We start from the raw sequence: 14,197 nt of genomic DNA, 5'->3' as shown, positions 1-14,197 counted from the left end.
ATCTTGTCAACTAAACACTTAAACGCAATTTCTGACATGAAAAAACTGCCATAAGGCTTTTAAAATAATTGAAAACTTTGTAAAGGTATATAAAAAAGATATATTTGCAACGCTTGCGTTATAAAATACATAAAGAATTATAATTATATCGGTCATTTTTGACGGTGTGTTACAGAGTTTCTGTATATTACTTTTTATTATTTAGAAAGTAAATAATTGTGTGCGTTATCTCTTTTAGTGAAGTATAAATTTTAAACATATTATAGAAAATGAATATTTCGATTGTAGATTCAATAATAATCATGGTGTATTTAGTGGGGATAGTAATTGTAGGTTTGCTCTCTGCTAGAAAAGTAAAAATGACTGGTGAGGGGTATTTTCTTGCTGGAAGAGGCTTAGGGTGGGCTACAATTGGCGCTGCGCTGTTTGCCTCAAACATATCTACAATCCATTTAACAGGGTTAGCTTCAGAAGGTTTTATTATTGGTCTAGTTGCAGGTAATTACGAGTGGGGGGCAACATTCACATTGTTGTTCACAGGGCTTATTTTTGCGCCGTTTTATTTCAAAACAAAAATATCAACGCTCCCAGAGTTCTTAGAAAGACGCTTTGATTCTAGGTCTAGATCATTAATGGCTTTCATGGCGATAATAGGAGCGCTTTTTATTCATATAGGTATGAGTTTATATGCAGGAGCTACTGTTTTTGAGAAGTTTTTCGGTGTTAATATTTATATGTCAATTATTGTTATTTCTGTTTTAACGGCTATTTATACTATTGTTGGAGGTCTAAAGGCGGTTGTGGTTACTGAAAATATTCAAACTGTAATATTGTTGTTAGGGTCTATTGTTTTGACAGCGCTCGCTATTTATGCAGTTAATGATGCTGGTTTTACGAGTTATGCTGATGTTAAATCTGCAATGAGGCCAGGTCAATTAGAAATGTTGCATGGAAGTGAATCTGAAGTGGCAAAAAGTCATGGTTATTCATGGTATGCTTTTCTTCTTGGTTATCCAGTTTTGGGTATTTGGTATTGGTGTACCGATCAAACCATTGTACAGCGTGTGCTTGGTGCTAAAACACAGCAAGATGCTCAATACGGGCCATTATTTGCAGGGTTGTTGAAATTATTGCCTCCGTTTATTTTAGTGTTACCTGGTGCTCTAGCGTATTTGTTATTCAAAGAACAAATAGATTTACCTGTAGAGACGTTGCCTGTTTTAATCAATAATTTGTTGCCTGTTGGATTAAAAGGCTTGTTTGCGGCGGCACTATTAGCAGCTTTAATGAGTACAGTAGCAGCAGCATTAAACAGTTGCTCTTCGCTCGTTGCTTTAGATATTGTTAAGCGTATAAACCCAAATATTTCCGATAAGAGACAGGTTTATATAGGTAGAGTGACGGCTGTTGTGGTTATGATTGTTGCTATTTTATGGTCTACGCAAGGGGGTAAATTTCAGAGTATATTTCAGGCGATAAATGATATGGCCGTAGCGTTGGCACCCCCAATTACAGCGGTTTTCCTTTTGGGCGTGTTTTATAGACGTGGAACAAAACAAGCGGCATTTTATACATTGTTGATTGGTTTGATTTTAGGTATCGTTTTATTCTTGTTAGACTTTAAGCCAGTAAGCGGGTATCAATATATAACTGATGGGTTAGGAGTTCCTTTTCTTATGAGAGCATGGTGGACTTTCTGTATTTGTTGCGTGATGTTTATTGTATGGAGTTTGGCTACTCCTAGACCAGATGCAGAGCAAATTGCTCAAACCACATTTGCAAATCCGGGAGAAGTTTTTGCTGGCCCCCTAAAAGGTTGGAAAGATGTTAGAGTCTTAGCAGGTTTATTATTACTTGCGCTTGTTGTATTGTATGCTATAGTAGGATAGAGGAATAATTTAATTAACATATTAAAAATATAAAAGTTACTTATTAACAGTAAAAAAGAAAATATGAGACAAGCTATAATGCCCAAACCGGGAGCTATAGAGTTTAATGATGTTGAAAAACCATCTAACATTGGAGATAAAGAAGTGCTGATTTCGGTAAAAAAAATTGGTGTATGTGGAAGTGATATACATGTTTTTCATGGTAAGCATCCTTTTACGCCGTACCCAGTGGTTCAAGGGCATGAGTATAGTGGCGAAGTGGTTGAAACTGGTAAAGCAGTTACCAAATTTAAAACAGGCGACAAAGCTACGGCTAGACCACAGTTGGTTTGCGGAAAATGTGGCCCTTGCAAAAGAGGCGATTATAATATTTGTGATGTTTTAAAAGTACAAGGCTTTCAGGCGCCTGGTGTGGCCCAAGATTATTTTGTGCTTCCCGAAGATAGAATGATTAAGCTTCCAAGTAGTATGTCATTCGAAATTGGGGCTTTAGTAGAACCAACCGCCGTTGCAGCTCATTGCACTTTAAAGGCTGGGGATTTAAAAGGCAAAAATGTGGTTGTAACCGGAGCAGGACCCATTGGTAATCTTGTGGCACAGTTTGCAAGGATAAGAGGAGCCAATGTATTGATTACGGATTTAAGTGAGTATAGGTTGCAAAAGGCCAAGGATTGTGGTATCGAGCATACTTGCAATCCAAAAGAAGAAAAATTGGAAGCATGTTTGTCTCGGGTGTTCAATGGAGAGGGGTTTCATGTTGGTTTTGAATGTGCCGGTGTGGAAATAGCTCTAGATAATTTAATCCAAAATGTGAATAAAGGAGGAGATGTTGTTGCCGTAGCGGTATATGGTGACCGCCCCAGAGTAGATGTTTCCATATTAGGGGATAGAGAGCTCAAACTTATAGGAACCTTGATGTATACACACGAAGATTATGAGCAAGCTGTCAAATATCTAGACAATGGCCAACTGATTACGGAACCTTTAATAACCAAAAGATTTCCATTTGAGGATTATTTAGAAGCTTACAGGTATATAGATGATCAGGGGGACCAAACTTTAAAAGTTATTATCGATTTATAAACCATTTATAAAATAAACCATAGTAAAATATATGAAATCATTTAGATACCATCAACCAACGGAAATCATTTTTGGAACAGGAAAGGTTCAAGATGCGGGAGAGATAGTGAAAAAATACGGAGATAGATGCCTAGTAGTTACAACGCCTGCAATAGAAGCAACAAAGCCCATGTACGATAGGGTGATACAAATACTCAAAGATGCTGGTGTGGCCGTTGCCCATTATGATCAAGTTATTCCTAATCCAACAACGGAAGTCAGTGCTGCTGGAGCAAAATTGGCCCTAGAGCATAAGGCTGATGTTATTCTAGGCTTAGGAGGTGGTTCTAGTATGGACGCAGCTAAGGCCATAGCCGTGGAAGCCTCACATGAAGGTAGCGCTTGGGATTATCTGTTTTACAAGAAACAACCAACCAAAAAAACTTTGCCTGTGATTAGCGTTAGTACAACTTCTGGTACGGGGTCTCAAGTAACACAAGTTTCTGTGATTACCAATACCGAAGAAAGAGATAAAAGTGCGCTTTATCACCCTTTAATTTTTCCGGCTGTATGTATTGTAGACCCTGAATTAATGACTACGCTGCCAAATTTCATAACAGCTCCAACAGGATTTGATGTTTTCTGTCATGCCTTTGAGAGTGCTATCCATCCCGGAAGAGGAGCTTATATAGATTTGTTGGCCTGGGAGGCCATAGAACATGTTGTAACCTATTTACCTAAAGTTCTTGAAGAACCTAAAAGTATTGAATATAGAGAAAAAATGGCTTGGGCTGATACCCTGGCCGGATTATGCATTGCAAGTGCGGGAGTAACCTTGCCCCATGGAATGGGAATGGCCATTGGTGGTATGTATCCTCACGTGGCACATGGCGAGGCATTAGCTATTGTTTATCCTGCATGTACCAGATTTACGGCAATTTCAGCGCCGCAAGAGTACGGTAGAATGGCAAAACTAATGGATTCAACTTTAAAGGACTTGTCTAATGAAGAAGCGGCTAAGCATGCCGAAGAGGCCATTGTTAAATTCCTTAAGAAAATAGGTATGTATAAAAAATTGAGCGATGTGAACATGCCAGAAAATGATATAGAGGCATTAGCACAGCAATGCATGGTACTGCCAGATTATGAGAACAATCCAAAGGTGGCAACAAAAAACGAAATGATTGAGTTGGTTAAAGCGTCCTATTAAGGAAACTTAAGTGCCTCCACCTTTTTTTAATCCCAAATTTATTAAAACGTACTTTTACTTATGGTACTAATCCAATACACGCTGTTAATTCAAAAAGAATGCTTTATGTGCGTAGATAAGAGTACATGCTATGAGTGATAAAAAGTTGTCAATAGGTAATTCCATTTACATAAATAAACTTAATAAAATTAGGGTCTTACATCTTATTAGAAATGAAAAGCATATAAGTCGAGCCGAAATTGTTAAACGAACAGGGTTGAGTGCTCCAACCGTTACAAGAATATCAGATGACCTTATCAATAAAGAAAAGTTAGTTTCTGTTGTTGGTACTGGGGAGTCTAGCGGAGGTAGAAAGCCAAAAATACTAAGGTTTAATTCTAAGGAAAATTTCGTGGTGGGAATTGATTTAGGGACCACTTACATCCGAGGGGTTTTATCAGACTTAGATGGCGATTTTATTTTGGAACGAGAAATTCCTACGAAGTTCGAAGAGGGATTTGAAAAAGTTATTGAACAGATAGGAGGTATTATAGAGACCCTAACTTCCAGAAAATTAGCGAAGGATAAGAAAGTTCTTGGAATTGGATTGGCAGTAGCAGGTTTGGTGAATAAAAATAATGGCATAATAGAATATTCTCCAGTATTTAACTGGAAAAACGTTAATATTTTGGAGGTGCTCAAGGAGTATACCGCACTACCCGTATTTTTTGATAATGTTTCTCGTTTAACAGCTTTAGGAGAGCTATGGTATGGAATAGGAAGAGAATACAAGCATTTTATAAGTGTAAACTTAGGTTACGGTATTGGCGCTGGAATTATTTCCAATGGAAAACCTTTTTATGGTTCTAATGGTTTTTCAGGTGAATTTGGGCATTTAATAATGGATAGCGATAGCAATTTTATTGACAGAGCAGGCCTAAAGGGATCACTTGAAGCTTTATCATCGGGGTATGGGATAATACAAATTGCCAAAGAAGAGCTTATTGAGGATATGGGTTCAGGATTGTTAGAAGAAATGATTGACTCAAACATTGAGAATGTAGACGCAAGAATTATCACTGTTGCAGCAATGGCAGGTGACAAAGTTGCATTATGTATTTATAATAAGGTTATGAAATATCTTGGTATTGGTTTGGATACTTTAATAAAACTTTTCAATCCAGAATGTATAGTGTTTTCAGGAGGTCTAATAGGGGGCAAGAAGTTTCTAATAAATAAGCTAGAAAGTGAAATTAATAAACATTCAATGGTGAGCCTATCATCTAAAACAGAACTACTGGAATCATCATTTGGGGAAAATGCAGCGTTAATGGGCGCTTTTTCTTTAATCTTAAATAAAGTACTAAACTTGGAGATTAATTAATAAGCTTGATTGATTCTAAGGTAATCATAAAAAAGATGCACTTGATAGTTTTGATTTTGCATCGGTAAGTAAGGAAGAGCTTTATAATTCCATCCAAATCTTGGAATGAAGCTAGTCCTGTTACAGTCACAAACGGTAATGTTGAATTTATAGGTTATGATAAATTAGAACGCGCTCACATTTTTAATAACCTAACTGAAGCTAAGGAAGATTATACCGTTAAGTTTAGTGCAAATAGTAAGCAGTCATTTAATAATGGAGCATTAATTATAGAAAACGTGAAATCGACAGATTTTAATATCAGCTCTAATAAACCTAATGTGGCTTTTAATAAAGCTATTGAGCAAAAGATGTCTAGAGATAATCTGGTTGTTTTTATAAATTATATTACCAAAGAACCCTTTAGTATAAAAATATCAACCAATAACTAAATTTGAAGTAATGAGTAAATTAATTTATCTCATTTTGGTGGTGATTTCAATTAACGGTTATAAAGATGGCCATTTGAAAAACAAAGAAAGTCTTTCGTGTATGTCTCCTCAAGTTTCATCAACTAAAAATATATTGGCCTTGGGCAATTCTATTACAGAAGAATCTGATTACCGTTATTTATTATGGAAAAAACTGCTTGATGCGGGGTACAAACATAATTTTATTGGAAACAGAGTAGGGGGTACTAATGAATACCCGGTTTATAAAGGATATACTTTTAATAATAGGCATCAAGGCGTAAGTGGCATTACAACGGTGGATGCTTCTGCTCAAATAAACTCATGGATGCGAGAGCTAAAGGATATCCCCGATCTCGCTTTGATTCATTTAGGTACCAATGACACCGAATTTATTTTTGAAGGACACCTTACGTTGAATCAGGTAATCACGAGTATGCGCACCATAATAAGAGAGTTGCGTAAAAAGAACCCGAAAATCGCCATTTATCTAGCTCAAATAACTCCTCTTAATACTGAGTTTCCAAAGCAAAATATGTTAGTGCCAAAGATTAACTCTAATTGGGCATTGCTCGCTTCGGAACTAAATTCAGGGGACTCCCCAATCGTTTTGGTGGACTGTAATGCTGGCTTTACAGTAGATGACTTGGAAGATGTTTGTCATCCGAATGAGCAAGGAAGTGAGAAAATGGCAGATAGGTTTGCCCATGCTATTTTACCTAAATACTAATTTTTAAAATCTTCAATAAAAGTTATGAAGACCATTGAAAGAAGAGGCTTTATTAAAAAAAGCCTGTTGGGCTCCAGTTTATTAATGATGAACCCTATTGATGTGGTTGCATCAATTAATAATTGTAAAAATCAAATCCAAGTATACTGTCAGGAGTTTACCTGGATGACTTTTTTTGAAAGAGAAGGTAAACGTTGGTATCAAGAATTGGAAGCATCTTGGAAGAACCAATCAATAGCGTCGTTAAGTGGTATGGAGGTTTTAATGGAAATGGAACAAGGCTTCCCCAAAAGACCTTTGCCAGGCTGCAAAAGAATAATTTTAATGGTGCATGTATGTTTGTGAACCCAACCATGCACATTGAAAGCATAGCACAAAAACATATTGCTGAAATGCTTGGCGTTGGACGCAAATTAAAAGGGATGGGAATAGATGCCATGGTGGTTAATCCTGAAGCTAAAGAGAATGAACCCGTAGAGCATAAAACAGATTCCGAACTTAAAATACAATCTAAGGCATTGGATTCTCTGGGAGCAGGATTGAGAAAGATTGGTATTAGAATGCTTTATCACAATCACGCCATAGAAATGGAAAATAACGCCAAAGAGTTCAATCATGTGGTGACACATACAAAACCTGAAAATCTTGGGCTTTGTGTTGATTCAGATTGGATTTACAAAGGCACAGGTTCATTAGATGCCCTTTACGGACTGATAAATGAGCACGCAAAACGCATTGAAGAACTTCACTTAAGACAGACCCAGAATGGGATTTGGACCGAAACTTTCGGAGCAGGTGATATTGATTATGGAAAGATTGCTGAGACGCTTCTAAAGCACAATCAAAAACCGAGGCTTTTTTTAGAACAAGCTGCAGATGAAGAAACACCGCATACTATGAGTGCCATAGAAGCTATAGGTCTTAGTATTGACAATGTAAGAGAGATCTTTTCAGGTTTCAATAAGTAAAAATTATAACTTTAAATTAGCACAAAACCTCTTTTAAATTTTAATAAAGGGAGTTCAAATTTTATCCGAAGACTTAGAAAAAGGGAAAAAGAAATGGTTTATTTAGTCAAAGAGATGCTTAAAGTTAAAAAGAAATACAATGTTTGATTCTAAAGTAGTTATTGTAACAGGAGGAAGTGCGGGGATTGGAAAAGAAGCTGCACTGGCATTTGCTAAACACGGAGCTAAAGTTGTGGTAGCTTCGAGAAGAACAACAGAGGGAGAAGAAACAGTACATAACATAAACATAAAAGGGGGAGAAGCCATTTTTGTTAAAACAGATGTAGCCAACGCAGATGAAGTCCAAAAAATGGTTCGGAACACCATTAGGCATTACGGCCAACTAAATATGGCATTTAACAATGCGGGTATTGAAGGTACTCCTTTTGTGAATGCACAAGATTATGACCTAGAAGTGTGGAATAAAGTTTTAGATATAAACTTGAAAGGCGTATGGCTATGTATGAAATATCAAATTCCAGAACTTCTTAAAAACAGCGGTGCAATTGTTAATAATGCATCAGGAGCTGGGTTGAGAGGTGGCCTGGCAGGAGCTGCTTACCATGCTTCTAAACATGGCGTTGTTGGTGTAACAAGGTCTGCGGCTTTGGAATATGCAGATAAGGGAATTAGAATTAATGCAGTTTGCCCTGCCGTTATACAAACATCAATGGCCGAAAGAGCCTTTTTTCATGATAATAAATTAACAAAACTGGCTATTGAGATGCACCCTATTGGTCGTATCGGTAAGCCAAATGAAGTGGTTGATGCTGTATTATGGCTCTGTTCAGAAAAGGCCTCTTTTATTACAGGACATGCGTTACCAATAGATGGAGGTGCTCTAATTTAATATAGTTAACTTTACAAATAAAGGTTGATGAATTTCCTAAGGCTTATATGCTTTTGAATGATTTAGGAAATGATGTGACCTTCTCCTGTCTTGATAAATTTATTGTACATAAAATTTAAAATTAATTAGAATAATTTCGGGAGTTTCTACCTTTAATATTTTAAACACTTTGAGGGATAATATCTCCAAATTGATCTTAACAATAAATTTTTGCCGAGCTTTCACGATAACCAAAAGTCATACGTTATACATATATAGAAGCAAAGGCAGCCTCTTCATGTTTTGCTATATCGAACAAGAAATAAAAAATGAAGGTTATTAAATTGACCTCAAACTTACCTTATGGAAAAGCAATTGTCTTTATTATTAAAAATAGCATTAGGACAATATTGTATTTCGCCTATTTTTATTTCTTAATCATTTGGAACGATTTAGTTCCTCTTGAATGTTTAACAATTAATAAATAATTTCCAGATTGTAAATTACTTATATCCACTTGATGTGTTTTATTATTTTGAATATTATTAATTGCTTCTGATACTAGCTGTCTACCAGCCATGTCATAGATGTTTAGTTTGGCATTATTTCCTTCAATACCTCTAATAAATCCAATATTTACATAATCATCCTCCACCGGATTAGGATACATTGATATTATTACTTTATTGTTATCATTATCATTTAGCACCACATCTTTACTTTTAGAAGCTTTAGAGCTACTAGAACCACCACCAGGTCCAAAAAATTCGATTCCATCAAGGAATACGAACCCTGAGGTTCTCTGAATCTGAACTGTATGGGAACCGGCGCTTAATGTAGCACTGGTGAATGCCAACTGGTTACAACCACTGAATGCAGTGAAATCTATGGTGCCAACCTGGTTTCCATCTATGAGCACATTAGCATTTCCTCCATCTCCAGACTCTCCGAAAATGTATATCCTTACCTGTGTCCCTGTAAAAGTCAACGACGCGCTGGCACCACTTGAGCTGGACTCATTGTGAGTGCCTGCTACACAACCACTAATACCAGTAAAGGAGGCCCAGCTTCCGTTGTATGAAATAGAAGCATCAGCGTTATCGACCATATTCCACTGATAAGTCTGTACTTGGCTAAAGTTTGCAGTCAGAGATTTGTTAGCATCCATAGTAATGTCTACAGAGCTACTTGTACTTGTAGAAGCACCACTCCAGTTATCAAACTGATACCCTGATGCTGGAGTAGCAGTTGCTGTAACCACAGTTCCGTCATTATAAGTGCCTCCAGATGGATTCAATGAAATAGATCCCGAACCATTCGTGTTTGTAGTTAAAATGTACTGAGTAGGAGGGCTTTGCGTGAAATTGGCCACTATATTCTTGTTGGCATCCATTGTTACCGAAAGCGGGACAGAAGCGCCTGAAGCATCACCAGACCAGTTGCTAAATACATATCCTGCATTAGGTGTTGGAGAGATTTGCACTACCGTACCTGCATTATAGGTGCCACCTGCGGTTACTGAACCATTTCCATCAGTACTGGTGGTTAACGTATATTGCACCGGAGGCGTACTTCCGCCATTGAACACCATGTAGGCAACCTGTTCAGTAGTATGATTTCTTTCGCTATCCCCAATCTGATCTTCATCAAAGGTCATTGCGATATTAGAACCTGATATCGAGCTTGCGCCCAATAAAACTGGGAATCCACCATCACCCCCGTCCATACCGGAAGCACTCAAGATTGCTCCCGTAGCATCCGATACACTATGGCTGTATGAGTATCCACTGGCAGAATTACCAGGACCTCTCACAATGTCAGAGCCTACTCCAGCTTGGAATGAAATATCATCAACAATTCCGGAGCCAGCTTCAACGATAATCAAGCCAACTGTTTCATTTGCTCTACTTGTATTGCTATCTTCACCAACATGCTTGCCCGCTCTCAATGCACTAGCAGAAGGCGGAGAAGTTCTAGAACTGGAAGTGGCATAGAATACACTCCAATTTGCATCGTTAGCAGTCATAATCTGACCCAATACAACAGGGCTAGTATAAGACTGATTGTATGTTTCCGTTTCCAAAGTCCAGCCATTCTTTCTGGCAGTGACAGAAGAGGTCACAGTTTTCGCTTCCATTTTTACACCATCAGAGGCCAATGTATAAGTACCTGCTTCAACAATCAGATATTTCACTTCAATACCGCTAACAGCTGATCCGCTGGGGTTTTGAACTTTAACTTCAAAGCTGTTGCCAGTCACATTTCTGACTCTGGTTACCACAGAAGCGGTACCAGTAGAAGGTAGTACTGGTGTGGCTACCACTACAGGGTTGGTGAAAGACTTTGTAAGACTCACCGCAGTATAACCGCTTGTGCTAATTCCAGAAATAGATCCACTTTCTGCAGTAAGACCTGCAGGAGGTGGTATCAAACTGAAGTTAGCAGTCAGGGATTTGTTAGCGTCCATAGTAATGTCTACAGAGCTACTTGTACTTGTAGACGAGCCACTCCAGTTATCAAACTGATATCCCGATGCAGGGGTAGCGGTCGCAGTAACCACAGTTCCGTCATTATAAGTGCCTCCAGATGGATTCAATGAAATAGATCCTGAACCATTTGTGTTTGTTGTTAAAGTGTACTGAGTAGGAATACCACAACTTACAGCACCAGTTACCAGTTCGTCACTGGAATTGCCTGCACTATTTTGTGCTCTAACTCTATACTCATTGTCACCAGAAGCTGGACTGTTGTCTGTGTAATTTGTGGCAGCCAAATTAGCATTGAGTGTAGACCATGTTCCTCCATCTACTCTGCGCTGCACTCTATATGAAGTTGCGCAGTTAGAGGCAGTCCAACTGAGATCCACAGAAATACAGTTGTTGTTAGTTGCTGTGACATTAGTTGGCGCTGGTGGTGTGACACCTGCACATGGGTCTACAACAATATTGGTAGCCTGACCACCTGTAATTTGAGGGTGTGTATTGGCTCCAGCTGGCATGATTTCACCACCAAATGAATGGTTTTGAGTGGTACTGCCTTCATAGGTTAAATTGACAGAGAGGAGTTGATTGTTTGTTTTATTTCTCCATGCATTAGGAATGACATATTCAGCCGTGCCACCTGGTTCTACCTCTTCAGCATCCCACCTTTCGTTCTGATTTGTAATAGGTGTATAACTTCCCGCTTGTTCATTGAAATACAATCTAGAATTGCTGAATTCTCCAAAATTGAGTGTGATCTCATCTCTATACAAGAATGAATAAGGGTTTCTTGGCTGTCCACTTACCGCAAATCCATCTTCAGCATCTACTACAAAGTCGTTGCTCAAAGAAGCTCTCATCACGATGTTATTGGCAGATGTAGATATGAAGTTTTCATTAGTAAGGGTCATTACTCTTTGGTTATTAGACATGGTTACCATACCAGGCCAGCCCGGGAATGCTTTTGGGTTTCCAATACCTTCTTCAGCAAGCCCATCAGCCTCACCTTTATAGGTTCTAGAACTAATTCGGATATCTGTACCTGGGTTGTCATAAATATTGTTTCTAACAACAACGGAAGTAGCATTTGTAGGAGGCGTTAAGCCAATTGCGCCATTTGTAAAACCTCTGATTGTGTTTCCTTCAATCAACCAGTTGTCAGAGTTCCTCCAGTGGTCCAAATCTATACCTTCAATAGGGCGACCGGCAAGAGTTGGTGGTGTATCGTAACCGTAAACCTCATTGTTTGAAATTGTTACATGAGAAGCATATTGAGAAGAGATGCCCGAGTTTCTGATGTTCCAGATTTTAGTTCCGTCTATTTTTATTTCAAGTGTTTGTCTGAACGTTTCAGGAACATGGTTAAAAAGACCGGGAGTCCCTGCTGGTACGCCAGCAGCTATGGCTTCTCCTGGGCCTTCGAAATTATTTAGGAATCTGGAATGTCCGTAAAATAACGAAACGCCTTTACTGGCCGAATAGGCTGTATTATTCTCAAAAGGCTTAGCCGGAATCAACCAGCAATCAAACTGCCATGGGATATTATTAAAATCAGGTTCAGGGTGTGAACTAGGCGCTCCAACCAATGCTCTTTGAGCAGATGATAAATGCCAGTTAACATTTCCGCGTCTTTGTCCTTTACCAAGTTCGATCAAGCCTTCTGGCCAGAAAACATACGAGTGACCCGATACTCCTGCTGCTATATTGTTTCTAATGGTTACACCGTGACTGTGGAACCAATAGGCATCTCCCTGGAATGCAAAATCCATACCGCCTTCTCTTAGGTTCAAGTCAGCTTCTCCTGCCAGCGGATTACCAAATGGATCTGAGGTGTTCCATGTTCTTAAAGCAATGTTTCCAACAAATGACCCAAGTTCATCACCTGCTTCGGTATTAAATGCTCCTCCCACCACTGCGTAAGAAGCATTGTTGATAAAGTCAACGTTACTAGAGTGATTAACATAGCCCCATCCCGGATCATCAAAAACGGTTACGCCTTCTACCACTGCTTTAGGAATAGAGTTTACATCAGTAGCCGTCTCATTTTCCAAGCTACGATGGAAGTGTACCGAGTATCGCCCTCTTGGATTGGTATTCGGTCCCCATACGTTTTCAGAGGGAAGTAGCTCGGGAGAACCTGGGTCTCCAGGTAAGAAGGCTCTATTTACCTGATTTATATCTCCAATTACAAAGCCCTGAAAATCATTTACCGGCTGAGTCTTGTCCGTACGTCCCATCTGGTTCATTTCTACATATCTCATCCTTACATCTGCATTGTGCATAAACATCACATGTCCTCTGCGTTTAGCAGTTACACTAGGGTTTGCAGATGTGAACTTAACGTTACGTGTGTAGTTGGCCACATGAACTTTTAGGTTAGGAGCTTGTGATGGCGGTTGGTGGGCATATTGGGTAGCCGGCGTAAAAGTAACATTGTTGCCGTTGATAGTCTGAATTGTCACTACGTCATCACTTGTGAAATTTTGTGATGTTGTAGCCGCAATAACCAATTTGTCCCCTACCTTCCAATTCAAAGGTGTTTGGGCTAATGTCATTGATGTAGCTCCTGCAGTGATGCCTTGATTAAGTTCCATCCAAGTAGTTTTTTGTTCGCCGTGCATGTCCACTTTACCCATCAGTACCAGTCCTGGAGCATATCTCCACCAATCGGCGCTACCACCTCCACCAAGATCTGCTACCACAAAAGAAGCAGTTACGTTTGGGGCGATTGGGCTGGCAGCAGTACCGATCTCAATAACGCTACCCATGGCACTATGCACATATTCGGCTCTGAGCTCAGTATTTACATTGGTTGCAAATCTAAGTGTGCCTTCAACGTTAATTGACTTATGTTCAGTAGTAACCACTGAATTTACAGTCACCGTGTATTGACTTGGAATGCGGACTCGGGCATTTGTACCCGGAAGATTGGGTGTATTCCATGTGGACGCATCTGTCCAATTACCATTTGCTATGGCAGTAACCGTTGGTGTACCTGCAACTTGAGCAGGTGTTTGGCCTTGACCGAACTGGGCTTCCATGTTTTGTGGAACTAGCATGACCAATAAGATCATGGAGCATAAAAGGCTCAGTTTAGACCAATGAGAAAGAATGAAATAGTTTTTTTTCATTTTTGATTAGAATTAAATTAATAAACTATTAAATCTTCAATTTAATC

Annotated in this window: 9 protein-coding genes; 8 read left to right on the top strand and 1 reads right to left on the bottom strand. The window is 38.9% G+C overall.

Annotation, left to right across the window (positions count from 1 at the left end; genetic code table 11):
* The first annotated feature begins 269 nt into the window (after positions 1-269).
* The 8 genes from LV704_RS19745 to LV704_RS19710 all read left to right on the top strand — a co-directional run bounded on the left by LV704_RS19745 (position 270) and on the right by LV704_RS19710 (position 8,560).
* Positions 270-1,889 (top strand): sodium:solute symporter, encoded by a 1,620-nt coding sequence (locus LV704_RS19745; protein WP_163421970.1) that lies wholly within the window; start codon positions 270-272, stop codon positions 1,887-1,889.
* A 63-nt stretch (positions 1,890-1,952) separates the two neighbouring features.
* Positions 1,953-2,972: a zinc-binding dehydrogenase gene (locus LV704_RS19740; RefSeq protein ID WP_163421971.1), complete on the top strand. Its 1,020-nt coding sequence runs from the start codon at positions 1,953-1,955 to the stop codon at positions 2,970-2,972.
* A gap of 31 nt (positions 2,973-3,003) precedes the next feature.
* On the top strand, positions 3,004-4,161 hold the full coding sequence (locus LV704_RS19735) for an iron-containing alcohol dehydrogenase (protein ID WP_163421972.1): 1,158 nt from the start codon (positions 3,004-3,006) through the stop codon (positions 4,159-4,161).
* Between the two features lie 130 nt (positions 4,162-4,291).
* The gene (locus tag LV704_RS19730) at positions 4,292-5,524 is read left to right on the top strand and encodes an ROK family transcriptional regulator (RefSeq protein ID WP_163421973.1); all 1,233 of its coding nucleotides are present in this window, start codon (positions 4,292-4,294) and stop codon (positions 5,522-5,524) included.
* A 441-nt stretch (positions 5,525-5,965) separates the two neighbouring features.
* Positions 5,966-6,703 carry a GDSL-type esterase/lipase family protein gene (locus LV704_RS19725; protein ID WP_163421974.1) on the top strand — a complete coding sequence of 246 codons (738 nt, stop codon included), beginning with the start codon at positions 5,966-5,968 and terminating at the stop codon, positions 6,701-6,703.
* Positions 6,704-6,727: 24 nt separating this feature from the next.
* Positions 6,728-7,048: a hypothetical protein gene (locus LV704_RS19720; RefSeq protein WP_233782099.1), complete on the top strand. Its 321-nt coding sequence runs from the start codon at positions 6,728-6,730 to the stop codon at positions 7,046-7,048.
* The gene (locus tag LV704_RS19715) at positions 7,039-7,671 is read left to right on the top strand and encodes a sugar phosphate isomerase/epimerase (RefSeq protein ID WP_233782098.1); all 633 of its coding nucleotides are present in this window, start codon (positions 7,039-7,041) and stop codon (positions 7,669-7,671) included. The genes LV704_RS19720 and LV704_RS19715 overlap by 10 nt, the downstream gene beginning before the upstream one ends.
* A gap of 139 nt (positions 7,672-7,810) precedes the next feature.
* Positions 7,811-8,560 carry an SDR family oxidoreductase gene (locus LV704_RS19710; protein WP_163421976.1) on the top strand — a complete coding sequence of 250 codons (750 nt, stop codon included), beginning with the start codon at positions 7,811-7,813 and terminating at the stop codon, positions 8,558-8,560.
* 406 nt (positions 8,561-8,966) lie between these two features.
* Here the strand turns inward: LV704_RS19710 and LV704_RS19705 are convergent, their stop codons facing one another.
* Positions 8,967-14,150: a T9SS type A sorting domain-containing protein gene (locus LV704_RS19705; RefSeq protein WP_163421977.1), complete on the bottom strand. Its 5,184-nt coding sequence runs from the start codon at positions 14,148-14,150 to the stop codon at positions 8,967-8,969.
* Positions 14,151-14,197: the final 47 nt, after the last annotated feature.

Source organism: Flagellimonas sp. CMM7 (assembly GCF_021390195.1).
Classification (GTDB): domain Bacteria; phylum Bacteroidota; class Bacteroidia; order Flavobacteriales; family Flavobacteriaceae; genus Flagellimonas.
Note: the sequence above shows the minus strand (reverse complement) of the source record. Positions and strands in the feature narration are given on the sequence as shown.